This is a genomic window from Lysinibacillus sp. EB271-A1-10B (genome assembly GCF_058791335.1).
This window is the reverse complement of the sequence record NZ_JBYTDL010000012.1, coordinates 109,429-134,125: the sequence shown is the minus strand read 5'-3', so window position 1 is coordinate 134,125 and position 24,697 is coordinate 109,429. Positions and strand designations below refer to the sequence as shown.

Below are 24,697 nucleotides of genomic sequence, written 5' to 3'. Positions count from 1 at the left end.
CTCCATAAAAGAAATTTGATTAGCTCAAATTGTTTTGCTGGCATCATGTTTGATGTCCAAAATTTTTGTTTCGTTCACCAACTCAAGGTTAGCTACTGAAAACTTTATTGATTACGTTTTGCTTGTTCAGTTTTCAAGGTTCATAATGTCGTTTCTAAGCGACAACTTCTACATCATACTATACAAAAGTATGAATGTCAATAAGTTTTTTGGAGCGGGTGATGAGAATCGAACTCACGACATCAGCTTGGAAGGCTGAGGTTTTACCATTAAACTACACCCGCGATATGAATGATATTTATTTAAAATGGCGCGCCCGACAGGAGTCGAACCCATAACCTTCTGATCCGTAGTCAGACGCTCTATCCAATTGAGCTACGGGCGCATATATATTTGATAAATTGACTTGGTGCGGCCGAGAGGACTTGAACCTCCACGGGGTTGCCCCCACTAGGCCCTCAACCTAGCGCGTCTGCCGTTCCGCCACGACCGCATTCAATCAGTAACTTTCTCATTATACTACGATAACCAGAAAAGTCAACTTTCTTTCTTAAAGAGATGAGCCATGAAGGACTCGAACCTTCGACCCTCTGATTAAAAGTCAGATGCTCTACCAACTGAGCTAATGGCTCGTATTAAGAAATGAATGGCTGGGGTACTAGGATTCGAACCTAGGCATGACGGAATCAAAATCCGTTGCCTTACCGCTTGGCTATACCCCAATAAGTGGCGGTCCCGACCGGGATCGAACCGGCGATCTCCTGCGTGACAGGCAGGCATGTTAACCGCTACACCACGGGACCAACGTTACTATATTTTCATGAATTAAAATAATGAAATGACCCCTACGGGATTCGAACCCGTGTTACCGCCGTGAAAGGGCGGTGTCTTAACCACTTGACCAAGGGGCCATGGCTCCGAAGGCAGGACTCGAACCTGCGACAACCTGATTAACAGTCAGGTGCTACTACCAACTGAGCTACTTCGGAATAATTCACATGTTTTGTCGTCGTTATCTTGTCGACTTTTACTATTATAGGGACATCTGTAGTAAACGTCAACCCTTTTTTATTTTTTTTTCATTCCATTAGTTTTAAACGTCCTAAACACTTGCTACAGCAGTATTTCTCCACATTCATTCTAATTTTTCTTACATATGATTGTTGGCATTTTACGCATGTATATGTATACAGTCGACGTTGTTTTTTGGAAGCTGTCTTAGGCATTTGTAATACTGCACAAAAACGAGGAGCATTCACTTTTCCTAATAACTCTCGAAAATCTTTGTCTCGATGCTGATACCCTTTGCCTTCCAAATGTAAATGATAATGACATAATTCGTGTCGAACTATCCCTTCTACTTCACTAATACCATACAATTCATAGGCTTTTGGGTTAACTTCAATATTGTGCGAATGTAAAAGATAACGTCCACCTGTTGAACGTAACCTTGAATTAAAATATGCTCGATGCATAAACGGCTTCTGGAAACTATCTAATGATATTCGACTAACAAGATATTGAAGTTCCTCGTTATTCATATCTATATCACCTCTAACAACAAGAATACCACACTGTACAGTATAGACAGTGTGGTAAATTTTATCCCGCTTTAACGGGCAGTAATTTATCTGTATCGAAATAAAGCAATGAGTAGTAAAGGCTAGAAGTTAAGTGGGAGACTAACTGCCCGTAATAGCCTGATGGTGAAGACTAATAATCAACAAGGCTCAAGAGAATCCCCGGTAATAAAAGTTTCACTTAATTACGCTTCGATAGTTTGATCTTTAGGAGGCAGCATCGTTAATGATATGCGCCCTTTATTGACATCTATTTGTTCTACCCAAACCGTCACAATATCACCGAGTGCAACAACCTCTAATGGATGTTTAATACGTCTTTTTTGTAATTTAGAAATATGCACAAGCCCGTCCTGCTTCACTCCAATGTCTACAAATGCTCCGAAATCAACGACATTTCTCACTGTACCTTGTAATTCCATCCCAACTTGTAAATCTTCCATTTTCAATACATCTGTTTTCAGTAAAGGCTGAGGGAATGCATCACGTGGATCGCGACTTGGTTTCATTAATGTATCCACAATATCCTTAATTGTGATTACTCCAACATCTAAAATGCCACTTAATTTTTCTTGATCTAGTTTTGCAATGGCTTCCTCGGCCTTTTGCGTCCCTAGCTCTTTTTTATCAATTTGTACAACCTCTAAAATCTGCTCTGCTACACTATAACTTTCAGGGTGAATGCCCGTAGCATCGAATGCATTCTTGGCTCCTGGCACACGTAAGAAACCTATTGCTTGTTCATACGTTTTGGCACCAAGTCGTGGAATTTTCTTTAGTTGAGCACGAGTAGTAAATTGTCCATTTCCCTCTCGCACCTTCACGATATTCTCCGCAACCGTTTTAGATAATCCAGAAACGTATTGTAGTAGTGAAGCTGAGGCTGTATTAACATCAACACCAACTTGGTTTACAGCCGTCTCTACTATAAATGTTAAGGACTCATTCAATTTCTTTTGAGAGACATCATGCTGATATTGACCTACCCCAACTGCTTTTGGCTCAATTTTCACTAATTCCGACAGCGGGTCTTGCAAGCGGCGCGCAATAGAAACGGCACTACGCTGTTCTACCTGTAAATCCGGAAACTCTGTACGGGCAACTTCGGATGCTGAATAAACAGAAGCTCCTGCTTCATTGACGATCACATAGGCAATATCTGTTTCAAGTTCATTCAATACATCCACTATAAATTGTTCTGTTTCGCGTGAGGCAGTACCATTACCAATAGCGATTATAGTAATTGGGTATTTCGCTAAAATCTCTTTCACAATTGCTTTCGATTTTGCTACATCTGGTTTTGGCGGATGTGGATAAACGGCTGTAACCTCAAGCATTTTCCCAGTTTCATCTACAACAGCTAGCTTACAGCCTGTACGGTACGCTGGATCAACTCCCAATACATACTTCCCTTTCATTGGAGGCTGTAATAAAAGATTACGTAAGTTCTCAGAGAAAATATGAATAGCCTGCATCTCTGCTTTTTCTGTTAATTCATTTCGTAACTCTCGTTCTATAGAAGGCTGAATTAGACGCTTGTACGAATCCTCAATCGCTAGCTTTACTTCAGCAATTGCTGGAGAGGAACCTGTAGCCGGAATCCACTCCTTCCACATAATCATCAATACTCGATCTATCGGTACTTGAATTGCTACTTTTAAGATTTCTTCTTTCTCACCACGATTTACAGCTAAAATACGGTGTGGGACAATACGATTTACAGGTTCTTCATATTCATAATACATTTCAAACACGTTTTTTTCGTCTGCATCTGCATCCCTCACACTTGTAGCAAGTACTCCATCTTTCCATGAATACGTACGAATTTTTTCACGGATTGCCGCGTCATCGGCAAAGCGCTCTGCCAAAATATCTCGCGCCCCAGCTAATGCATCCTCTACATTAGCAACTTTTTCCTCATCTACGAAGGCCATCGCTAATTTCTCTAAAGCATCATTACGATACTCTAATAGAAGATCCGCAAGAGGTTCTAATCCTTTCTCTTTCGCTATTGTCGCCTTTGTTCGGCGTTTTTGTTTATACGGTCGATATAAATCCTCTACACGTTGTAAAACAGTTGCTGCTTGAATCGCTTGTTCTAATTCAGGTGTTAGTTTATCTTGTTCCTGAATTAATCGTATAACCTCTTCTTTGCGTTGCTCAAGCTGCTGTATGTAATGATAACGATCCTCCACAGCTTTAATCTGTACTTCATCAAGGGACCCAGTAGCTTCTTTTCGATAACGTGCAATGAATGGCACGGTATTTCCTTCTTCTAATAATTTAATAACAGCCTCAGCTTGACTCGGCTTAACAGCTACATCCTTTGCAATGAGCTGTAACATTTGCTTTTGTTCCACATCATCACTACCTTTTTTCTTTTCATTTTACCATTACACTTCACTAAAAATGCAAAAATAGTCTACTCTAACGGAAGAGTAGACTATTTTTTCAATACGAAGAGACTGTTTTCGCTAACACTTCCTACTAAGCTCATGCTATTGCTTGTATTTGTGACATAACAGCAAAGCCCCTCTCGCTATAAATTTTTAAAGCGAGACACCATCTCTTACTAAGATAGCTTCTTGTAATTTTTTTATTGCCTTCCTTTGTATTCTAGATACATGCATTTGAGAAACCCCTAATCGTTCTCCAACTTCTTTTTGAGTGAGTTGCTCTAAATATGTAAGCTGAATGATTTGCCTTTCTCTCTCATCTAAAATACTCATTGCTTCAGAAACAATCATTCTTTTATTAGTCATTTCATAGCCGTCATCTTCTTTACCCATAATATCAAATAACGTTACTGTACTACCGTCAGCATCCGATTCTATTGAATGATCCATAGAAAGAGCATGGTAACTACGGCTCATCTCCATAGCCTCTAACACTTCTTCTTCTTCTACTTCTAATTGATCCGCAATTTCCTTAATAGACGGAGAACGTTGCAACTCAACTGTCAACGCTTCAACTGTTGTTTTAATTCGTGGTCCTAATTCTTTTATCCGCCTTGGCACATGAACATCCCAAGTCTTATCGCGTAAAAAGCGTTTAATTTCTCCAACAATCGTTGGGACAGCAAATGCTTCAAAACTTCGACCAACATCAGGATTAAAACGTCGTATTGCACCTAGCAACCCCAGCATACCTACTTGAGTAATATCATCATAACTAGATTTACCATTCGAATATTTACGTGCAATGGACTCTACTAAATATCGATAATGAATCACTAAATTTGTCTGAGCATCATCATCTTCCGTTGATTGGTACAGCGCAATCCACCTTAGTATATCTTCCTTAGACGAAGATTTAGGTAGTGATTCTTTCGACATTTTTCTCCACCTGCTCTCTAGCGACATACTTAGTCATGAAAACAGTTACGCCACCATCGTTATTTATCATCACCTCATCCATCAAAGTTTCCATTAAATAAAGCCCTAAACCACCTTCGCGAAGACCTGCAATACTCTCTTCAGGATGATACGGACCAATTTTCGATTTTATCTCCTCAAAATTAAAACTATTACCGTAATCTGCAATCATCATTTCTAGTTTATTTTCATACAAAGCGCATCCAATGACGATTTCTCCCTCTTCTTCGTCCTTATATGCATGATGTACAACATTTGTTACCGCTTCACTTGCAGCAATTTTTAAATCTTCAATATCATCGTAATTAAATCCAACTCGACTAGCTAAGCCAGAAACCGTCAATCGAATCACACTGACAAATTGCGGTTTTGCAGGAACCCTTATCTCAATATAATCAAATTCCTTCATTTTCTTAATTCCACCTTTTTATCAGTTTCAATATCCATTAAATCGCTTAAACCAGTAATTTCAAACAACCTTTGTAATCTATTCGATAAACCAACTAATTTAACTTTCCCATTTTCGCGTAGTGTTCTTTTGTAAAAGGCTACAAAGATACCCAGCCCTGTACTATCCATATAATTAACTTTTGATAAATTAAGTACTATTTCTAATCCCTCAGTAATTTTCACTGCCTCTAATTCTTCCCTGAGTCCTGAAGCAGTAAAAGTATCTATTTCACCCTCTACAAATCCGTATAGTTTATTATCAAGTTCTTTAAAGTGTATCGCCATGTCCATACAGCACACCTCCACCAATTTGTTAGACTAATTTTCTATTCCCGTAATTATTAAAAGTCAAACCTAAAAAACTAATTTTTTATAATTGCAATTGTAAAATCATCTGTTAGTTTAAAATCCTGTATTTTTTCAATTTGCTTATAAAGAAGATTACATAATTCTTGGGCTGACAAGTATTTATTTTCAAATACTAATGATGTAATGACCTCTCGTGCATTCAATTCATCCTGCAATCTGAATTCAGTAACACCATCCGTCATCATGATTACGATGTCGTTTTCTTCCAAAGTAATTTCGTTATAAGAATACTTCGTTTCTGGCAACACCCCTAATAATAATCCCGTTGATTCTAAAGGGATAAATTGATCACGCATAGCACTGTAATGAAGAGCTGGCTCGTGACCTGCAGAAGCATAAGAAAAAGTGCTTTTTCGCATATCCAAACAACCGTAGAACATAGACACAAACATACTGTCGTCTACACTCTTTTCAATTACTCGATTAATGACCTCTAATACATATGAAGGATCTCTATATGCATAATCCAATGCTTCTAAACCATATTTTACCATAGACATACATAATGCTGCTGGAACACCTTTACCTACCACATCTGTCACGGCTACACTCAAATAATCATCTCGATTATATAAAAAATGGACATAATCCCCATTCATTTTCCGGATTGGAATAGATATCATTCCTATATCGATATTTAAAAGTTGTGGTACCTCTGTTTTAAGTAATGTACTCTGGATACTTGTAGCAATTTTCATTTCTATCTCATACTCAGCTTGTTTTTGTAATAAGCTTTGGTGCTCCCTATGAGCCATTCCATAATGCACCATCACTTCGATAAGAAAATCATATGCAAGCTGTTCTTCACTCATTCTACGTGGAAATAGCTTTTCAACTGCATTTTTATGAATACTTACAACATCCTCTGGAGAAATATTATTTTGGATTAACTGACGAGTGAAATTTTGAGCAATATACAAATTCTTTTCAGTTTGATCAGTCATATAATCTGACAAAATCTTTTTATATTGAGATTCTAATCGATCCAACAACTCCACATCCTAACACAGCCATTTTTCAGCTCTTATCGTTGTTCCTTCACCAATAACCGAATGAATATTCATACTATCCATCAATCGATTAACGCCTGGTAAACCTGCACCTAGCCCCCCAGAAGTAGAGTAACCATCCTCCATCACTTTCCGAACATCCTCTATTCCTGGTCCTTGATCCGTTGCAATAACAATTATTTTTTTCTCTGTGTCTGACTCAAATTTTTCAATTTCAATGACACCTATCCTTGCATATAAATATATATTTCTAGCTAGTTCGCTTATAGCTGTGGTGATTCGAGCCTGATCAACAGTGTCAAATCCAAGCGCTTTTGCTTCGTCACGCCCCAGTTGTCTTGCTGCTACTATATCCCACTCAGTAATAATCTCAACCGAAGACTTAATTGTCACTGCTGTCCCCCCAGTTCCTTTCGGAGTTATACTCTTACACTTTTTTCGACCCACTTGGCTGAATACTTTAAATATTTTAATTATATTAAAGATTTTACCTCAGCGAAATGGTTGCTGTCGCTAAGTTTGTATTTCACAAAAAAAATTTTATTGCTGTCGCTTCCGCTTTCGCACAGAAAAACACTTGTTGCTGTCGCTCCGCTTTCGCAAAGAAAAACACTTGTTGCTGAATGAAGTTGAAATTCTATACTTTTTTCAAAAATCGATGCTAATTTTAGATCTTGAATATACCTCACTCAAATCTATGAACACCATTTTTGAAAAGCGATATCAATTAGTATTTTGGGGGAACAATACAAAAAAGCATCGAGATGAAAACATCTCGATGCCGCTATACACATATGTATATCAAAATTTAACAAGCCCTAAACTAATCATCAATGCACCATCAACTTTCTCCATCAACGCATGGTCAAGTTGTGTAATACGATCTGTCAATCTTGACTTATCAATCGTCCGCACTTGCTCGAGCAGAATAACCGAGTCACGTTCAAAACCATACTTTTCAGCATTAATTTCGACGTGCGTCGGTAATTTTGCTTTCTGAATCTGTGCAGTAATAGCTGCGATGATGACAGTCGGACTAAATCGATTTCCAATATCATTTTGAATAATCAGCACCGGCCTAGTGCCCCCTTGTTCGGACCCAACTACCGGCGATAAATCTGCAAAAAAAACGTCACCACGTTTTACATTCAAAGTGTCATCCCCCGCTAACGAGACGCTCCACTGTATGTTGTGCTTCATATTCTGCGTGCAAGCATTCACTTGCAATACTCAGATTTATATGAGACATTTCAACATATCCTTTCATCATAGCTTCCCGTATTTGATTTGGTTGCTCCTGCATTAAAACTTTGCGCGACAAAATACGCGCAAAAGATTCACTCTCAATTACTTCCTTTGTTTGTAGAAACAGTCTATCCTGAACAGCAATTGTAGCTTCTCTTAACTTTTTCTCGTACACAGCAAGCACCTCCAACGGAACCATCCACTTTTCATTACTACCCATTCTACCATTGAAAGATATCGTTGAAAAGACACGAAATGACAAAATATCTGACAATTTAAAGTCCAAGTTGTAAAAATATGTAGGTTGTCGAAGGAATATGCCGACTTATTTACCTTGCAATATGTCACAAATTATGAATGGCTCATCTACTCGGTAATTTAACATATTGATTAGTAAGTAGTTATTCACTATTGTTTAGTTGCTCTGATAAAGTATTCATTTGTCCTAAAATCAATTAAGCCTCGGCATAATTGATTCCGATTTTAGCTTAGAGTTAAATGTATAATCTAGGAACCCTCGCTGTAATAATGCATGGTACTTCATAATTAATGGTTTCAAGCTTCGCTGCCCATTCATTCATTGAAATAACATCCTGTCCTTGATGACCAATGAGTGTTACTTTCTCACCTATAGCATATGCTTTTGGCAAGGCAACCATACATTGGTCCATACAAATTCGTCCGACAATCTGCATTCTTTGACCATCAATTAGTACTTCTTGTCCGCCTAATTTACGAATCACTCCGTCAGCATAGCCTATTGGGATCGTTCCAATCCACATATCCGATGGGGCCGTAAAAGTAGCGCCATAGCCTACTGAATCACCTGCTTGTAACTGTTTTACATGAACAAGCTCACTCTCAAGTGAAAACGCTTGCTGTAACGAAAATGGTAAAATACCTTCTACATAAGGCGATGGTGATAATCCATACATTGAAATACCATATCTGACAGCATCAAATTGTAAATGTGTATCTTTCACTAAGGATGTAGCTGTATTTGATGCATGAACAAGTCTAGGCTTTTCAGGCAATACTGAGACACATCTCTCAAAAAATTGCACTTGTCTATCGAAGTAAGAGGCATCTTCTTCATCTGCAGTCGCAAAATGTGTGAATATCCCATCAAGCTCTACATTTATTGTATTCATTATTGTTTGATATAGTTCCAATAATTCTTGTTCTGAACGAACGCCAATTCTGCCCATTCCACTATCTACTTTTATATGTAGTCGTAAAGGGTTTACTTCATTAGCTATGAACGGAGCAGCTTGCTGTACCCATTCACTAGCAAACGCCGTAAGAATTATGCGCTGCTTGGCAGCGGATGGCACAAACGAAATTGGAGAGGCACCTAATAATAGTATGTCCGGTTCTTCAAAATGCGCTCGAATATGTAATGCTTCATCGGGCGTTGCCACAGCAAGTATTGTTGCCCCTGCCTCGAGTGCCGCTTTTGCAACGGCTATATCTCCATGACCGTATGCATTTGCTTTTACGACAGCTATAATTTGAACATTAGGTTGAAGTAGCTTTTTCAAATTTTTTACGTTTTGTTGAATTGCTTGTAAGTCTACAATTGCTTTGGTTGGTCTAAAATACTGCTGTATCTCCATAAGAATACCCTCTTTATATTTTATTAAAACAATATGTATTGATTAAATCACTTTTGCTCTACAGTTTTACCATAAGTTATTCTATTTTAGACTAATTTTCTACATAACTTTTATCATATATGACTTAACACTTTCTAAACAGTGTTAATATTCATCAAAACTGCACTATTTTTCTTAATAAGCTACAGCTTTCCATTTAGAAAGCTGTAGCTAGAGTAATTATTTCATACTACCTATCGTCATAGAAGTGGCAACTTGCACCATTTCTTCACGAGTCAATTTACTAGATGCTACAAAGAATTCGACGCCATCCTTTTCCCAGCTAATAGATGTATCTGTAATAGCTCCAATTGTAAAGCCTAAATCTACAGGATCACCAGGCGATGATACTGGCAACATTGCAGTCTGTTTCGTAACTGGTTGTTGCATAACTGTAAATGGCTTGTCACCGTCGAATGTTAAGATAACACGTTCCATGCCACCCTCTTGCATGACTTTCTCATCCACCATCTTCGTATTGCCTAAACTTACAACAGGGTAATGTGTTTGGAACTTTGTATTTTCGGCTTCTGCACTTACTGCTTGTTCCCCATCATTTCCATCCGGATTATTATTGCTCTCTTTATCGCCTTTATCCTTTTCTTCCTTGTTATCTTTTTCTGGCGATGTAGCGTTTTCCCCTTTTGGTTCATCTTTTTCTGTAAATTGCTCAACCGCATACTCTTTAGCCGCATGCTGAACACCTAATTTAATATTTTTAAATGTGATACGAATTTGCTCTTCTTTTACATCATTCATAATTACTACAGAAGTTGGAAGCATTGTTTTCTTATCGACTGTTATAACTTGATGAGGCATACTATTTTTATAGCTATTTCTAGTAGCCGCTTCAAATATATATGCTTTGTCCTCTTCTTTCATGACTAAATTTTTATCTTGAGCTAAATCTTCTGCTAGTGCACCTATTAAATAAGCTTGACTATTTTTCTTTGGCCAATCACTTTGGAATTTATACATTTTGTTTAATGTAGGTGTAACAACAAAAACGCCATCTGCATTTCGCACTATCATTTGTGAAACGTCTTTCCCACTTTCTACAACTTCCACTCGATAGAAATCAGGTTTCGTATGCCAAACAGTTACATCATATTTTTTTGGATCCCCACCAGATTTAATCTCCATCGTCGCATTTAACTCATAACCATTGGTCTCTGCCCATTTCCCATTAACTTTCTTCAACACTTTTTCCTGTGAGTCTGTACCACATGCCGATAGAAGTAATATCGTACAAAGTAAGACGAGCCATTTAACTATTCGGTTGCCCACGCTTTCACCCTTTCCTTCTTTCAAATCCACTACGACAATATATGAACCGTATTTGTCAGTTATGTCATTTGAACATGGGCAATATATTTATCTTCACTCAGAAATTTATTTGCTTTTTAATAGCTATCACCATAGAATGGTTGATTTCTGCTCCGACTAGGCGCTTTCCTAGGGCGTCAGTCGGGACGGAAATCAACTTATAGTTTTAATAAATGTCTTCCGCAACTTTTAATAATGAGCCCTTTTACTTTATATGGTGAAAGCTTGTTTTACATTTTTTATTGTAATAATATTACTTGTGCTGCTGCGTATTGTTTTGAGTGGGTTATGCTTACAAATCCATTTACAAGCTCTCCTTTAAAATATAAAACAGGATTACCAGCTTCCCCTCTTAAAACTTCAACATCATGAAGCTTACATTCTTCACCAATACCAGTTCCTAACGCCTTCGAAAATGCTTCTTTTACAGCAAATCGTCCGGCCAAAAATTCTATTCTACGAGTTTCTGTATGTGCATCAAACAAAACTCTTTCCCTTTCAGATAAAATGCGGTCTTTAAATTTATTTGTTCTCCCCATTGCTTTAATAATGCGGTCAATTTCTATAATATCGAGACCAATTCCTTTAATCATTTGAACTTCTCCTTTTCCTATTTCTAAAAAGCCATGTATAATGATTGTAAATTGAGGTGGAGTTATGTTTAGTAGAACAGAAAATTTCAAGCAATATACAAAGTATTATCCTATTGTTTCAACATTAATAGCGGTTAATTTAATTATTTATGTAATAACTATTTTACCTGAAATAGGTGACTATGTATTGAATTACGGAGTCCAAGTGAACTTCCTTGTTCAAACAGGTGAATGGTGGCGTGTTTTTACTGCAATGTTTTTACATGCTGGTTTTTTGCACGTTTTCTTTAATATGTTTTCACTGTATTTATTCGGGCCAGAGCTTGAAAAAATTGCAGGTAAGGCGCGTTTTATTACAATCTATTTATTGTCCGGTATTGTAGGCGACATGGCAACCTATCTACTATATGATAGTAGCTATGCAAGTCTCGGTGCAAGTGGAGCTGTTTTTGGAATATTTGGTGCCTTCGGAGCACTTGTCTACTACACACGCCGTACAATGCCGATGCTTCGAAAACTTATTTTACCAATCATTGTGATAAGTGTTATTATGACTTTTTTACAGTCGAATGTGAATGTCTATGCTCACTTGGGCGGTTTAGTAACAGGGTTCCTTCTTGGACTGATCTACTTACATCCAAGAAGAATTTTAAGCTGGCGTAAACAAAAGATGGCGGGTAAGTAATAGTTTCAAAGTGGAGCCATTCTCTGATGATAAGCTTTCATCGAGGATTGCTCCTTTTATTTTTACGCTAGCGTTATATTCATTTTTTTCAATTTATCCCCAAACAAAAACCGTATTAATGCTTGTCCATTTATGTTGCTAAATTCCCTTGATGATAGCCACTCCCGCAAGCTTCCCAATAGCCCCCGTTTGTAGGCCATTATTATTCACGTTTTGTTGCATCGTAGCTACATCCTCTACTTTTTCTATTACTCCCCCTTTTGTTTGATTAATTTTATTATAAACAGAACATTTGGATATTTATAGGTAAAAAAGGAATATCATCATAATTTGTCGTTAATTTCCATTTTGACTATGCACTTTTCTAAGAGCATCCGCTAAGCCGCTTGGATTAATACAATGCTTTTTGTGCGAAAGCGTAGTGTAAACGTAGTAGCACGATGTTTGTCACTCATTCATATACTGTTATTCTAATAGGTATTTGGACATCACCTTCAGAGGTAGGAATCTTCTACCGATAAGGACATCCGTTTTAATAAATGATTTATAAAAAAGGCTAATCCCACATTAATTGTGAGGACTAGCCATATTCTCGCATTCAATGTTCGTACCAAGATACTATAGTTTCAGCATCTTGCTGCTCTAAGTTTCGCACATTCCCTGTCATACCAGTCATGCCCGACATGACCGTTGCTTTTACAGACATAACATTCTTTCTTTTTTGGAAATACGTTTGAGTAGTCCCAATAGATTGAATGCGTTTTTTCTCCATAAAAAATGTAATACGACTGAACACACGATATTGCATAGTTAGTTGCTTTCCATCTATCCTATAAGCAGCTGTTTTATGTTGCCAAATCCCAATTAATATCGATAATGGAATTAACAATAGCGAAAGTAACCCGTACGGATAAAAGTAATAGCTACATGCGCCAATTATAGGTACAAGCCAAATGAAATCAATTCGGTAAAAAAAAGGACGAGCTCGATTTGGCGAATGAATAAACTCTGGTCGCCAATTTACATCCGGAAAAATCTGCTCTAACGTTCCCAAACAATCCTGCTTCTTAATAAGCGGGAACAGCGCAATTTTTTTATCATTTCCCTCTCCACCATTTCCCCCTGCACTCTCAACAACAACTGTTGCAAAGCCAAATAATTGACGCAATGGATTTTCTACAATACGAATCGCCTGAATTCGATTTAACGGTAAAGTAACTCGTTTTTTCTCCAGTAGCCCTTTTGTAATAATAAGCTTTTCATCTTCAGTTCGAACTGTATATTCATAATAATTGATCAATGTAATAATAAATGACACAAACCATGCCACAATTAGGCTGAATATCACTGTTAATACAACTATAAATACGCCAATTTTAGCAAAGTCCGCTAACTCGTCAAAGATTTTCTCATATGGGATTATATCTGAAAGCTGAGAGATAATTGCTGCTAGCCCAGACAGAACAACCCCAATTCCGCCCGAAGTTATGGCCAATATAAGTAAATCACGTATCGACATATGATAAATCGTCGGCGCTAATACTTCCTCGGTTTGCGACTGTTCATCACTCATCTGTTCATTGGTTTTGTTCTTCGTGCGACGCATTTCCAGCTCTATTGCATCCGCCGCAGCCTTTCGTATAGCTGTTAACTCTACCTCGGGCTTTCGATCCTTACTTCCCGCAGTTTCAACTTGAACCTTTACTAAGCCAAATATCCGATGAAAAATACCCTCATTGTAATTTAAGCTTTGAATCCGTTCGAATGGGATATAGCGTTTCTTTTTAACGAACAAGCCGTATTTTACACGCAATTCTCCATCTTCAAACCAATATACAAAGGTACGCCATTTAACAATGCCACTAACTAGCGCAAGTATAGCCCCTACTCCCCATATACCGAATAAGAAAGCAGTTCGCCAAAAATTATCACTATGGAAATTAAACGAGAAGTGAAAACCATTCGTTATAATAATAACAACTAACGGGAAAATCATACTTTTTAATGCTTTTGCACTTGAAATAACAGCCGATACTGGGTGTAATCGATTAACTTCCTTAGACATCATCTTCTGCCACCCTTGCTAATTCCGAAATACGTGCACGAAGTCCATCCGCCTCTTCCATTACAAGGGCAGGAATTGTATGTACAGTTGCCGCCGTTGATATTGAAATATTACCTAAACCATATTTTTTTAATATCGGTCCTTGCGTTGTATCAACATGTTGTACACGCACCATTGGGATAAGCGTACGTTTAACAACGAATAAACCATGTTGCACTTCAATCTCACTTTCACGCACCTCATAGCGCCAGCGTTCCCATCTTACTTTTGGAAATATATAAGCAGATAGAATAGCACTCAGTATAACTACAACAACTGCAATGAAATAAATAAATGATGGCCATTCAAAATAATAAGTGCCATAGCATACTAAAGCCGCTATAATCAAAAGAATTATCGTTTGCAATACACCATATAAACGCCACACTGTTAACCCTTTCCTAGAAATCTTATGAATTGGTTCTGTTCTCAAAATCGATCCCTCTCTTTCCTAATATATGTATACGTAACTAATTATCTTTTTGTTTCAAAGTTTTATCATTTTGCCTTGACGTTATCGTGCTGTCATTTCGTATTTCAATAGGGTTTGGACATCCGCTGAAAGAAGATAAAAAAACCTTACAGCCACTTTGGCTGTAAGGTTTAATCATTTTGATGAAGATAAAATTAATCTTCGTGACGACGTGGTGCACGTGAACGGCCTTGTCCACCTTCACGGCGACCTCCATCACGGCGTCCGCCTTCTCGACGATCTCCGCCGCGTCCTCCACGACGATCTCCGCCACGTCCGCCATCACGACGTCCGTTTGAGCTACGGTTACCGCCGCGTCCACGATCTCCGCCACGATTGCCAGAACGCTCACGACGCATTGGTAATGGACGTTCTTCAGTAATTGTTACTGGCGAGTCATCTGGCTCTTTTGTTAATGAACGAATTGCTGCAGCTACGACATCGGTTGCATCATGGTTTTCAAGTAATTCTGTAGCAAGTGTACGATAATCACCTAAGTCGTTGTTCGCAATAAGACCTTCAAGTGTCTCTAAAGCTAAGCGTTGTTGACCAACTAAAGCTTCGTCAGTTGTTGGTGGACGAAGTGGTGTCATACGCTTTTTCGTTGTTTCTTCTACGATACGTAAGTAACCCATTTCACGTGGCGTTACAAACGTTACCGCAAGACCTGATTTACCTGCACGGCCTGTACGACCAATACGGTGAACATAAGACTCAGGATCTTGAGGGATATCGAAGTTATAAACATGTGTTACACCAGAAATATCAAGCCCACGAGCAGCTACATCTGTTGCCACAAGAATATCAATTTTATTTTCTTTAAATTGACGTAATACTGAAATACGTTTTGCTTGGCTTAAATCACCGTGAATCCCTTCAGCAAGGTAACCACGAATTGATAACGCTTGTGCAAGCTCATCCACGCGGCGTTTTGTACGTCCAAAGATGATTGCAAGTTCTGGTTGGTGAACGTTTAATAAACGAGATAAAATATCGAACTTTTCACGCTCAGCAGACTTCACAAAATATTGATCGATGTTATCAACTGTTAATTCTTTTGCTTTAATTTTTACGATTTCTGGATCGCGCATAAATGTTTCAGCAATTTTACGAATTGCTGGTGGCATTGTTGCTGAGAACAGTAATGTTTGACGTTCAGATGGGACGTTTTCTAAGATTGAATTAATATCATCAATAAAGCCCATGTTTAACATTTCATCTGCTTCATCAAGTACTAATGTTTGAACATCTTCTAATTTTAAAGTACGACGATTGATATGATCTATAATTCGGCCAGGTGTACCAACGATAATTTGTGGTTTATTTTTTAGCGCACGAATTTGACGGCCGATTTCCTGACCACCATAAACTGATAATAATTTTACACGTTTGTCATAACCAATTTTATAAAGCTCTTCAGAAACTTGAATTGCTAATTCACGAGTTGGAGCAATTACTAATGCTTGGATGTTAGGGTTTTTTGGGTCAATTTTTTCGATAAGTGGAATCCCGAAAGCGGCAGTTTTACCTGTACCTGTTTGCGCTTGACCTAATACGTCACGACCTTCAATCGCAAAACGAATAGTACCTTCTTGGATTGGTGTTGCTTCTTCAAATCCCATACGCTTTACAGAACGTAATGTAGATTCGCTAATATTTAATTCTGAAAAATTTGTCAAACTTCTCAATCTCCTTTTTCTGCTTTTAAGTTGACAAATGGTTACATTTTCAGATGAAGTTGTCGGCAAATTCGAGCCTGTGTTGTGGAACGTTTCCGTTACTTAAAAATTCTCTCTATATGATGGTCACATAGAGCTCTCTTATATGAAAAGGAAAGCCCGGTCTTTACCGAGCGGTTTGATTCTGTCGTAATTATTCACTTTAGAATAAAACCGTTGTGTTCAAAAAAAAGTACTCTTCAATCAAATATGAAGAGTCTTCGCACAAAATGTATCCATTGCTTACACTAGTCTAACATGGGATTAACACGTATGCAACGATAACGCATGAGTCGTAATAATCTGACTACTTTAAGAACTCTTTAAAAATGACAAAACGTTAGAAAACCATTCAGAGCAATCTTCGCCATAACAAATATGGTGCTTGCCAGTATCAGATAAATACAAGGTTTTTTCGTTTGAAGTTAATTGATCAAATAAAAAGCGAGCAGTATGATAGGGCACAATTCCATCTAATTTCCCTTGTACAATATACACCGGGATTTTAATATCTTTATAATACGGCTCCACCATTCGAACAAGCTTCATGAATTCTATCGTTGAGGATAGTGGCACATGATTAAACTTATGCCGGTATCGTAAAAACAGCTCATTATTAGTCAAATTACGATGATATGCCTCTGTTGCTAGCATTTTAAAATCTTTGACAAGTTGCTTCGTGCTTACATATTTGGCAGCAGCGCTTAGTAATACGAGCTTTTTCACTTTATATCGCTTAGCTAAATAGAGCGCTATAATGCCTCCCATTGAAAATCCAACTACTATTACTTCATCTACTTTTTTGGCAAGAGCACGAAAAGCGAGCTCGGCATCCATTAACCAATGCTTAGCAGTGAAACCTCGCATTTGTAATTCTTCTCCATGTCCTGACAAGGTAGGTTCTTCAATGAGCCAATTCGTATGCGTTCGTAAATAGGTAGTAAAAGGTTCTACTTCATAAGGTCCGCCTGAAAATCCATGTATACACAACACACCTACTGACATTCTTTCACCTCTTATTGTGTAACTCATATAAGTCGATGAATGAAAGAAAGAATCGGTGAGAGAATGTCTCACCGACTCCTTGTTTCATCACTTCGTAAATGCATGTAAGATCGTTTCTAACTTCATACCACGAGAGCCTTTTAGTAAAACGATAGACTCCTCGTTAGCTTGCTGCAGTTTTTTGATAATTGGCGTATAATCATCCTCTGCATATAACAAATGGTCCTCATCAAATCTCTCTTTTAAAACTTCATTTAAATAAGTCATCCGTGGGCCAAATAAACATACATAGTCGATTTCTTCTGCATGAATATCCTTCGACAAATCTTCATGGAAACGCTTTTCATTTGGTCCAAGTTCAAGCATATCACCTAGCACAAGCCATTTTTCTGGGCGAATCGTTGTCGATGCAACAAATTGAATAGCTGCCTTTACAGAAGTTGGTGCAGCATTGTAAGCATCATTAATAAATAATGCCCCATTTGATCCATTCACTTGCTGCATGCGCATATCCGTAAGAGCTACTTGTTTTAAGGATGCACGAATTTGGTCATCGTTTAAACCTAGCTGTTGTGAAATTAACATTGCGACTAATGTATTTTTCACTTGGTGCTTCCCGAGAACTGAAATAAAGAAATCTCCTTCTATCACACCATGCGTAGAGAAGCTACTTCCATCAGCAGTTGCTTCAATATTGTCTGCATACAATAGATTGCCATTCTCTAGGCCAAATGCCACCGCTTTTAACTGCTGCTCTTTCGCAACTAACTCTTGTAGTAGCGGTTCATCTCCATCATAAAACAGCACTCCATCTGGTTGTATTCCTTGGATTATTTCAAATTTGGCTTTTGCGATTCCTGCACGAGAGCCTAAATCTTGCATATGAGCTTCGCCAATGTTTGTAATCACTGTCATATGTGGACGAGCAAGTTTCGTTAAAAACTCAATTTCACCAAAACCACTCATACCCATTTCAAGTACAGCAACATCAGTATCTTCATCTAGCTGTAATACCGTAATAGGTAAACCTAGCTCATTATTAAAATTCCCGATTGTCTTTTGTACTTTAAAAAATGGTGTTAGCGTTCCTGCTAAAATATCTTTCGTCGATGTTTTACCATTTGAACCAGTAATGCCAATAAACTTCGCCTTATGCTCACTGCGATAGGCACGTGCCATTTGCTGAAGCGCCACTTCTGGATCATCTACAAAGAGTAATGGTACACCTTGAGGTGGATTCGGTTCATCTTTCTGCCAAAGAGAAGCTCCTGCTCCTTTTTCAATAGCCTGCAGAACGAATTTATGACCATTGGCCTTTTCACCACGAAATGGAACAAACAAGTCCCCTTGTTGAATTGTTCTAGTATCAATGGAAATTCCTGATACGACCGTGTCACCAAAAGCTGGTACTTCTTCATTTAACCATGTAGCTAACTGCTTTAATGTTTTTTTCACAATAATCCCACTCAGTCTATTTTATAGTGAAGCTGTTGTTTTTCTTCAAAACGCTCAATTGCTAGAGTAATCAGACGATCAATAAGCTCTGGATAACTTACATTTGTATGTTGCCAAAGAAGCGGATACATACTTACAGGTGTAAAACCTGGCATTGTATTTACTTCGTTAATATAAATGCTGTTATCGGCCGTCACAAAAAAGTCCGCACGAACTAAACCGCTTCCATCAATAGCTTTGAACGCACGTTTAGCTAGCTCCTGTAAATTAGATACTGTATCCTCAGTAAGCTCTGCTGGAATAATAAGGACCGTTGAGCCATCTTTATATTTAGAGTCATAATCATAAAATTCAGTGACTGGTTTAATTTCACCAGGTACAGAAACTTCCGGGAAGTCATTTCCTAGCACAGCAAGTTCAATTTCACGAGCGATTATACCTTGCTCAATTACAATTTTACGATCATACTGTAAGGCTATTTCGATAGCCTTCACTAATTCATCGCGATTTGTTGCCTTGCTAATTCCAACACTTGACCCTAAGTTTGCAGGTTTAACAAACATCGGCCAATCCAGTTTTTCTTCGCAACGAGCAAGGATAGCCTCCTGTTCATTAGCCCATTCACTACGAATGAAATACGTATATGGAACTTGTGGTAAGCCGGCAATTTCAAATAATTGTTTCATAACTACTTTATCCATGCCAGTTGCTGATGCTAACACACCATTTCCTACATACGGTAGATTTAGAACTTCAAGTAAACCTTGGACAGTACCATCTTCACCATTAGTACCATGAAGCAATGGGAAAATTGCGTCAAATTGTACGGATTTACCATCTTTATCAATTAAGAAATCTGTAATATTATTTTCTAAAATAGTGGCATTATCACCAAATTGTAATTCTTCAATTGTACTTGCAGGTTTTTTTAGACGCTCACCGCGGCGCCACTCCCCTTCAAGGGTAATGAAAATCGGATATACTTCATACTCCTCGAAATTCAAAGCTCCCGTGACTGCACATGCTGTCGATAATGACACCTCATGCTCGGCTGACTTTCCACCGTATAATAAACCGATTCTTTTTTTCATTTTTGTGCCCTCCACATACTTCTTGAGTACTATTAGTTTATCATGAAACGTCTTTATAAATGACATCAATTTCGCCTTGCCGTAATTGTAGCTGACGCTTTGCTTTCGCTACATAAAACATTTGTAGCTGTCGCTACGTAAAACATCAAAACAATTACTGAATGACGTTAAAAATCTCACCGTAATTTTGACGGTGAGATTTAGTGTATATTCATTCTACGTACAAATGAATAGATCAATTATGCCTAGGCATAATTGCGTCAGGAATCAGCTTTGTGCTTCGGCCTGCGTGACGCAGGTCAGTTAGTCGCTGAAAGAAGTTAAATAATATAAATCAATTCATCGTGCTCATTTTTCAAAATTGTACTTTTTAAATCATCCCATACCTCATCTGGATAGGAATACTCTGACAGATTGCGAATTTCGATACCATAAGCTACTTTAGGCTTTTCAATTCTATACAATGATAACAGTGCCCCATCTTTAGTAAAAGAACGATAAGCACGCAAAAATTCCGGTGAAATAGCAGGAATACTCGATTTCACCTTCCGTCGCCAAAAACCAGTGCTACGTTCCTTTTCACGAATCAAACTGTTCAAAACATTAGCAATGAGTAAATCGAAATCACTTAAATGGCGAAAATAAATTTTAGTCATTTTCTCTAAATCTGAAGAATAATAGACAAATCGATTTTGTAATTTATTAAAAAATGGCGAAGTAATCGGTTCCTTTTTATGACTTATGTAAAGCAGCTCTCCTTGTTCCATCGGTGTTAGTTGGTCTAGCCTCTTCTCATCCATAAAGTCTATCCAACATAATTCTTTGGATTCTGTAGCTTTTTTTACAAACTGAGGTACTTCCTCTTCTGATATATAATCGAACTGTGTATGCATATTAAAGGAACCATCTTCATAGGAATGTTTCAATAACAGTAAGTGATGCAGTGGTTCAAGTGCAGCCACAAATTGCGGGAATTTAAGCCCGCTAAAAACAACAAATTTATCGACCTCATTCATATGAACATAAATATGATACATAAAATCGTCAGCTGACTTCAATTTTTTAGCCACAACCATCACCCCATTCTTCACTATATTATAAAACTAAACTTGAATTTTTTGAAACATTTTATGTTAATAATCGTCATAACAATATTCACAGGCGTAAAAGTGTTTTTTACGTTATAATATGAATGTTAAAGATGCTATTGCATATGTTTTTTAACTACTCGGAATGAGCACATTTAGAACGAATATAATTCTATTCATTTCTTACAAATATTTGAGAGGATTCATCATATATATATTTGGTAGTATATTGAATCGGAATTAATTTAAATCAAATTTACTCATTAAGAGATACTATTTTGATATAGGTGGCTTGTATGGAAAATAAACGAAATTTCGCGAATCGTTTTGACTGGACGCTCGCTTTTATACTACTTTGCTTTCTAGTCATAAGTTTGTTAGCCATTTCGTCGGCGCAAACATCAGGTCAGTACGGCATTAACTATGTTCCTTTACAATTGCGATGGTACGTCATTTGCTCAGTAATTATTGGAATAGTTATGTTTTTTGAACCTGACCAATATAAAAAATTGTCTTGGTATATGTACGGTGGAGGTATCTTCTTATTAGTACTGCTTATTTTCATGCCAGAAGGGCCAGGACAAATCGGTGAAAAAATTAATGGTGCAAAAAGCTGGTTTAAAACACCTCTAGGAAATATTCAACCTTCTGAGTTTATGAAAACCTTTTACATTTTAGCACTTGCTCGACTTATTAGTAAGCATCACGAAGTTTATTCTTTTAAATCCTTAAAAACGGATTTCATATTGCTAGGTAAAATCATTGCTACACTATTACTACCTTTAGCTCTTATTCTGAAGCAGCCTGACCTTGGTTCAGCCTTAGTATTCTTCGCCATTACGGCTGCTGTTGTCATTGTAGCAGGTGTATCATGGAAAATTATTTTACCAACTTTTTTAGGTGGCGCTATAGTAGGTGGTTCTTTTTTATGGATGGCACTCTATATGCAAAGTTTTTTAGAGAACACATTCGGCTTAAGACCATATCAGTTTGCTCGAATCTATTCTTGGTTAGATCCGTATTCATATTCTTCTAGTGATGGATACCATTTAATTACTTCCTTGAATGCCATTGGTTCAGGTGAGATTTTCGGTAAAGGTTACCGCGGTCGTGAAGTTTACGTTGCCGAAAATCATACCGATTTTATTTTTACAGTTATCGGAGAAGAATGGGGTTTTATTGGTGCTAGTATCGTTATTTGTTTATTCTTTTTATTAATCTATCATTTAACAAAAACTACACTATTATTGAAAGATCCATTCTCAACATATGTATGTGCTGGTATTATTGCAATGATTACATTCCACGTACTTGAAAATATCGGTATGACTGTTCAGTTATTACCTATTACAGGTATTCCCCTACCGTTTATCAGTTATGGGGGAAGTTCATTGATGGGGAACGCTCTAGCCATCGGTCTTGTTTTCAGTATGCGTTTCCACTATCGTACTTACATGTTTACCACTCACGATGATGACGATTAATTGTGAATAAAAAAATGGGTAGCCTCATTAAGAGACTACCCATTTTTATTTGTAAAACGAGTTAAGCTTGAACTTGCGGTGTTTGCGTTGGTGGTGTGAGCACTTTTAAAAGTTCAAGTCGAGACTTTGTTACAGTGGCTGTTACACCCAACTTAGATAAATTCGAAACAATCTTTTTCAAATCTACTTCTTTTGTCATACATTCCACCTCAATCTTTCCTCGAATTTATATAACGTTTTATTTCCAAAAAAGTTTCATTTTTGCAAAGCGTATGATGTCTGACGAGTTAATCTCTTTCTATCATACCATTTAAATTTGCTTTAAAATTTTTCATTTTTGTTACAATGTAAATTTTTCCTCTTTTCAAACCATTTACCACTAAATAACAAAATTCAAACGCAATAAAATAAAATACCGATATACCCTCTAGTAGTATACCCTAGAAATAATTTAATACTCTATGCGACATTCGATACAAAAAATTAAAAATGGAATGAGTCCATTTAGTTACTTACGTTAGCTCGTCATTCTTTTTTTGTGTCAATATAATTCCATTGTTAACAGTTTGTCATTTTTTATACAGTGTTCAGCCTCTTTTCTCTACTGCACTCGCTCCTATTTTACAGCTGCCCTTAAGAAGTTGCCCAGCCTTCGCTATATAAAACCTTAGTATACACGTTAACAAAATATCCCCCCCCTACTTTAGTAATGATCAAAGAAGTATTTAAGCTGTTTTATTCTTCCGCCTTCTTGTAATAACAATAATAAGAGAGGTAGAATATACATACTAAAATATTGTATGAAAGCAGGGGACTGTATGAAAAAGGCAATTTTATTATTAATGTCTGTCCAATTCCTCGTCTACCTTGGGTTTGGAATTATTATACCTGTCTTACCTGAGGTTATAGTTCAGCAAAGTTGGGATAATATACATGTAGGTGGCTTACTTACAGTGTATTCGCTCGCCAGTTTTTTCACTGCTCCTCTTTGGGGTATGCTGTCCGATAAGGTAGGTCGTAAGCAACTTATATTAATAGGTCTTGTAGGTTTTAGCTTAAGCTTTGTTATTTTTTCATTATTTATTAATAATTTAGTAATGTTATACATCTCACGCGTTGTTGGTGGTTTGTTCTCAGGAGCACTATATACAGCTGTAACAGGCTTTGTAGGAGATATGTCGAGTGAGGAGGATCGCAATAAATATATGGGTCTCATGGGCATGTCCATCGGGCTCGGTTTTATTTTTGGTCCAGCAATAGGTGGTATGCTCGGACACTATAGCTTGCAACTACCCTTTATCGCTTCAGCAACACTAATCGCACTATTATTTATTTATGCAAGTTTCGTTTTAAAAGAACCTATAAAACGAAAAGATACAAATAAACGTGCCATTGTGCCAAAGGGTGCTACAAAAATGTTGCAGTACCGTGTACGTTATTTATTTATGTTCTCATTTTTAGTGACTTTTATGCTGGCAGGAGTGGAAGCGACTTTCCAGTTGTTCCAAATTGATCGAATTCAAATTACACCATTACAAATTGGTTATTTGTTCATGTTTAGTGGCTTTGTAGATGCAGCTATTCAAGGCGGTGTGGTTAGACGAATTAAAAACGGAAGCGAGACAAATTGGCTAATAGGTGCACAAATTGTCACAGCAATGGGTATGCTTTTATTCACTTTAACAGCTAACTTATTTATGGCCGGTTTAGCCCTCTGTGTTTTCACAGCAGGAAATGCACTCGCAAGAACATGCGTTGTATCTCTTTCAACTAAAGAATCTGGTGGTCAATACGGCACTGCCGCAGGTCTTTCCTATTCGATGGATAACCTAGGGCGCATTCTAGGTCCACTATTCTTCACTTGGCTATTTACTATGCATTCTAGTTTAGGCTATTATACTTCAGCAGCAATAGCCGTCGTTTCAATAAGTTTAATATTTATTTTTAAAGCATCAAATAAATCTTTACGACTTGAATAATTTGTTGATAAAAA

The 24,697-nt window shown here is 37.4% G+C and carries 23 protein-coding genes and 8 tRNA genes; 3 read left to right on the top strand and 28 right to left on the bottom strand.

What is annotated here, in order from left to right:
• Positions 1 to 210 precede the first annotated feature (210 nt).
• From AC3WSK_RS16315 to acpS, 20 genes are all read right to left on the bottom strand, one after another.
• Positions 211 to 284: transfer RNA gene (locus AC3WSK_RS16315), tRNA-Gly, on the bottom strand.
• 24 nt (positions 285 to 308) lie between these two features.
• A tRNA-Arg gene (locus tag AC3WSK_RS16310) sits at positions 309 to 385 on the bottom strand.
• Between the two features lie 22 nt (positions 386 to 407).
• Positions 408 to 493: transfer RNA gene (locus AC3WSK_RS16305), tRNA-Leu, on the bottom strand.
• 66 nt (positions 494 to 559) lie between these two features.
• Positions 560 to 632: transfer RNA gene (locus AC3WSK_RS16300), tRNA-Lys, on the bottom strand.
• A 15-nt stretch (positions 633 to 647) separates the two neighbouring features.
• Positions 648 to 722 (bottom strand) — tRNA-Gln (locus tag AC3WSK_RS16295).
• A 5-nt stretch (positions 723 to 727) separates the two neighbouring features.
• Positions 728 to 803 (bottom strand) — tRNA-Asp (locus AC3WSK_RS16290).
• 36 nt (positions 804 to 839) lie between these two features.
• Positions 840 to 911, bottom strand: a tRNA-Glu gene (locus AC3WSK_RS16285).
• Between the two features lies 1 nt (position 912).
• Positions 913 to 989 (bottom strand) — tRNA-Asn (locus tag AC3WSK_RS16280).
• Positions 990 to 1,079: 90 nt separating this feature from the next.
• Entirely contained in the window at positions 1,080 to 1,541 is a 462-nt protein-coding gene (locus AC3WSK_RS16275) for a SprT family protein (RefSeq protein WP_079562548.1), read from the bottom strand.
• Between the two features lie 224 nt (positions 1,542 to 1,765).
• Entirely contained in the window at positions 1,766 to 3,940 is a 2,175-nt protein-coding gene (locus AC3WSK_RS16270) for a Tex family protein (RefSeq protein WP_492414608.1), read from the bottom strand.
• Positions 3,941 to 4,129: 189 nt separating this feature from the next.
• On the bottom strand, positions 4,130 to 4,915 hold the full coding sequence (gene sigB, locus AC3WSK_RS16265) for an RNA polymerase sigma factor SigB (protein WP_427483495.1): 786 nt from the start codon (positions 4,913 to 4,915) through the stop codon (positions 4,130 to 4,132).
• A complete protein-coding gene (rsbW, locus tag AC3WSK_RS16260; protein WP_079562545.1) occupies positions 4,893 to 5,363 on the bottom strand; it encodes an anti-sigma B factor RsbW in 471 nt (156 codons plus the stop codon). The genes sigB and rsbW overlap by 23 nt, the downstream gene beginning before the upstream one ends.
• Positions 5,360 to 5,695 carry an STAS domain-containing protein gene (locus tag AC3WSK_RS16255; RefSeq protein ID WP_079562544.1) on the bottom strand — a complete coding sequence of 112 codons (336 nt, stop codon included), beginning with the start codon at positions 5,693 to 5,695 and terminating at the stop codon, positions 5,360 to 5,362. The genes rsbW and AC3WSK_RS16255 overlap by 4 nt, the downstream gene beginning before the upstream one ends.
• 71 nt (positions 5,696 to 5,766) lie before the next feature.
• Positions 5,767 to 6,762 (bottom strand): PP2C family protein-serine/threonine phosphatase, encoded by a 996-nt coding sequence (locus AC3WSK_RS16250; RefSeq protein WP_492414607.1) that lies wholly within the window; start codon positions 6,760 to 6,762, stop codon positions 5,767 to 5,769.
• Positions 6,763 to 6,774: 12 nt separating this feature from the next.
• A complete protein-coding gene (locus AC3WSK_RS16245; RefSeq protein WP_079562542.1) occupies positions 6,775 to 7,176 on the bottom strand; it encodes an anti-sigma regulatory factor in 402 nt (133 codons plus the stop codon).
• A 408-nt stretch (positions 7,177 to 7,584) separates the two neighbouring features.
• Entirely contained in the window at positions 7,585 to 7,935 is a 351-nt protein-coding gene (locus tag AC3WSK_RS16240; RefSeq protein WP_049663446.1) for a type II toxin-antitoxin system PemK/MazF family toxin, read from the bottom strand.
• 4 nt (positions 7,936 to 7,939) lie between these two features.
• A complete protein-coding gene (locus AC3WSK_RS16235) occupies positions 7,940 to 8,203 on the bottom strand; it encodes a hypothetical protein (protein WP_049663444.1) in 264 nt (87 codons plus the stop codon).
• A gap of 319 nt (positions 8,204 to 8,522) precedes the next feature.
• Complete coding sequence (gene alr / locus AC3WSK_RS16230) at positions 8,523 to 9,644, bottom strand: alanine racemase (protein WP_492414606.1); 1,122 nt, start codon at positions 9,642 to 9,644, stop codon at positions 8,523 to 8,525.
• A 219-nt stretch (positions 9,645 to 9,863) separates the two neighbouring features.
• Positions 9,864 to 10,970, bottom strand: coding sequence for a LolA family protein (locus tag AC3WSK_RS16225; protein ID WP_079562540.1), 1,107 nt, complete (start codon positions 10,968 to 10,970; stop codon positions 9,864 to 9,866).
• Positions 10,971 to 11,248: 278 nt separating this feature from the next.
• Positions 11,249 to 11,602: a holo-ACP synthase gene (acpS, locus tag AC3WSK_RS16220; RefSeq protein WP_492414605.1), complete on the bottom strand. Its 354-nt coding sequence runs from the start codon at positions 11,600 to 11,602 to the stop codon at positions 11,249 to 11,251.
• Positions 11,603 to 11,666: 64 nt separating this feature from the next.
• Here acpS and AC3WSK_RS16215 point away from each other — a divergent pair, with 64 nt between their 5' ends.
• Positions 11,667 to 12,287, top strand: coding sequence for a rhomboid family intramembrane serine protease (locus AC3WSK_RS16215; protein WP_079562538.1), 621 nt, complete (start codon positions 11,667 to 11,669; stop codon positions 12,285 to 12,287).
• A gap of 598 nt (positions 12,288 to 12,885) precedes the next feature.
• Here the strand turns inward: AC3WSK_RS16215 and AC3WSK_RS16210 are convergent.
• The 7 genes from AC3WSK_RS16210 to AC3WSK_RS16180 all read right to left on the bottom strand — a co-directional run bounded on the left by AC3WSK_RS16210 (position 12,886) and on the right by AC3WSK_RS16180 (position 21,208).
• Positions 12,886 to 14,352, bottom strand: coding sequence for a PH domain-containing protein (locus AC3WSK_RS16210; protein WP_079562537.1), 1,467 nt, complete (start codon positions 14,350 to 14,352; stop codon positions 12,886 to 12,888).
• A complete protein-coding gene (locus AC3WSK_RS16205) occupies positions 14,345 to 14,824 on the bottom strand; it encodes a PH domain-containing protein (RefSeq protein WP_492414604.1) in 480 nt (159 codons plus the stop codon). The genes AC3WSK_RS16210 and AC3WSK_RS16205 overlap by 8 nt, the downstream gene beginning before the upstream one ends.
• Before the next feature lie 194 nt (positions 14,825 to 15,018).
• Positions 15,019 to 16,542, bottom strand: a complete 1,524-nt coding sequence (gene cshA / locus AC3WSK_RS16200) for a degradosome RNA helicase CshA (protein WP_079562535.1) — start codon at positions 16,540 to 16,542, stop codon at positions 15,019 to 15,021.
• Between the two features lie 351 nt (positions 16,543 to 16,893).
• Positions 16,894 to 17,586, bottom strand: coding sequence for an alpha/beta hydrolase (locus tag AC3WSK_RS16195; RefSeq protein WP_492414603.1), 693 nt, complete (start codon positions 17,584 to 17,586; stop codon positions 16,894 to 16,896).
• Positions 17,587 to 17,673: 87 nt separating this feature from the next.
• The gene (locus tag AC3WSK_RS16190; RefSeq protein ID WP_492414602.1) at positions 17,674 to 19,041 is read right to left on the bottom strand and encodes a UDP-N-acetylmuramoyl-tripeptide--D-alanyl-D-alanine ligase; all 1,368 of its coding nucleotides are present in this window, start codon (positions 19,039 to 19,041) and stop codon (positions 17,674 to 17,676) included.
• Positions 19,042 to 19,052: 11 nt separating this feature from the next.
• On the bottom strand, positions 19,053 to 20,132 hold the full coding sequence (locus AC3WSK_RS16185; protein WP_492414601.1) for a D-alanine--D-alanine ligase: 1,080 nt from the start codon (positions 20,130 to 20,132) through the stop codon (positions 19,053 to 19,055).
• Positions 20,133 to 20,452: 320 nt separating this feature from the next.
• On the bottom strand, positions 20,453 to 21,208 hold the full coding sequence (locus AC3WSK_RS16180) for a hypothetical protein (protein ID WP_079562531.1): 756 nt from the start codon (positions 21,206 to 21,208) through the stop codon (positions 20,453 to 20,455).
• Between the two features lie 308 nt (positions 21,209 to 21,516).
• On the opposite strand from AC3WSK_RS16180, the gene AC3WSK_RS16175 reads away from it, so the two are divergent.
• Positions 21,517 to 22,704 (top strand): FtsW/RodA/SpoVE family cell cycle protein, encoded by a 1,188-nt coding sequence (locus tag AC3WSK_RS16175; protein ID WP_079562530.1) that lies wholly within the window; start codon positions 21,517 to 21,519, stop codon positions 22,702 to 22,704.
• 61 nt (positions 22,705 to 22,765) lie between these two features.
• On the opposite strand, the gene AC3WSK_RS16170 is transcribed toward AC3WSK_RS16175, so the two are convergent.
• Positions 22,766 to 22,903, bottom strand: a complete 138-nt coding sequence (locus AC3WSK_RS16170; RefSeq protein WP_004232019.1) for an Lmo0850 family protein — start codon at positions 22,901 to 22,903, stop codon at positions 22,766 to 22,768.
• 619 nt (positions 22,904 to 23,522) lie between these two features.
• On the opposite strand from AC3WSK_RS16170, the gene AC3WSK_RS16165 reads away from it, so the two are divergent.
• Positions 23,523 to 24,683 (top strand): MFS transporter, encoded by a 1,161-nt coding sequence (locus AC3WSK_RS16165; RefSeq protein WP_492414600.1) that lies wholly within the window; start codon positions 23,523 to 23,525, stop codon positions 24,681 to 24,683.
• Positions 24,684 to 24,697: the final 14 nt, after the last annotated feature.

What these genes read in the sequence shown, in the direction of transcription:
- AC3WSK_RS16275 (WP_079562548.1), bottom strand. Translation starts at nt 1,541, where the DNA reads ATGAATAACGAGGAACTTCAATATCTTGTTAGTCGAATATCATTAGAT.
- sigB (WP_427483495.1), bottom strand. Translation starts at nt 4,915, where the DNA reads ATGTCGAAAGAATCACTACCTAAATCTTCGTCTAAGGAAGATATACTA.
- rsbW (WP_079562545.1), bottom strand. Translation starts at nt 5,363, where the DNA reads ATGAAGGAATTTGATTATATTGAGATAAGGGTTCCTGCAAAACCGCAA.
- AC3WSK_RS16255 (WP_079562544.1), bottom strand. Translation starts at nt 5,695, where the DNA reads ATGGACATGGCGATACACTTTAAAGAACTTGATAATAAACTATACGGA.
- alr (WP_492414606.1), bottom strand. Translation starts at nt 9,644, where the DNA reads ATGGAGATACAGCAGTATTTTAGACCAACCAAAGCAATTGTAGACTTA.
- acpS (WP_492414605.1), bottom strand. Translation starts at nt 11,602, where the DNA reads ATGATTAAAGGAATTGGTCTCGATATTATAGAAATTGACCGCATTATT.
- AC3WSK_RS16215 (WP_079562538.1), top strand. Translation starts at nt 11,667, where the DNA reads ATGTTTAGTAGAACAGAAAATTTCAAGCAATATACAAAGTATTATCCT.
- AC3WSK_RS16210 (WP_079562537.1), bottom strand. Translation starts at nt 14,352, where the DNA reads ATGTCTAAGGAAGTTAATCGATTACACCCAGTATCGGCTGTTATTTCA.
- AC3WSK_RS16195 (WP_492414603.1), bottom strand. Translation starts at nt 17,586, where the DNA reads ATGTCAGTAGGTGTGTTGTGTATACATGGATTTTCAGGCGGACCTTAT.
- AC3WSK_RS16185 (WP_492414601.1), bottom strand. Translation starts at nt 20,132, where the DNA reads ATGAAAAAAAGAATCGGTTTATTATACGGTGGAAAGTCAGCCGAGCAT.
- AC3WSK_RS16180 (WP_079562531.1), bottom strand. Translation starts at nt 21,208, where the DNA reads ATGGTTGTGGCTAAAAAATTGAAGTCAGCTGACGATTTTATGTATCAT.
- AC3WSK_RS16175 (WP_079562530.1), top strand. Translation starts at nt 21,517, where the DNA reads ATGGAAAATAAACGAAATTTCGCGAATCGTTTTGACTGGACGCTCGCT.
- AC3WSK_RS16170 (WP_004232019.1), bottom strand. Translation starts at nt 22,903, where the DNA reads ATGACAAAAGAAGTAGATTTGAAAAAGATTGTTTCGAATTTATCTAAG.
- AC3WSK_RS16165 (WP_492414600.1), top strand. Translation starts at nt 23,523, where the DNA reads ATGAAAAAGGCAATTTTATTATTAATGTCTGTCCAATTCCTCGTCTAC.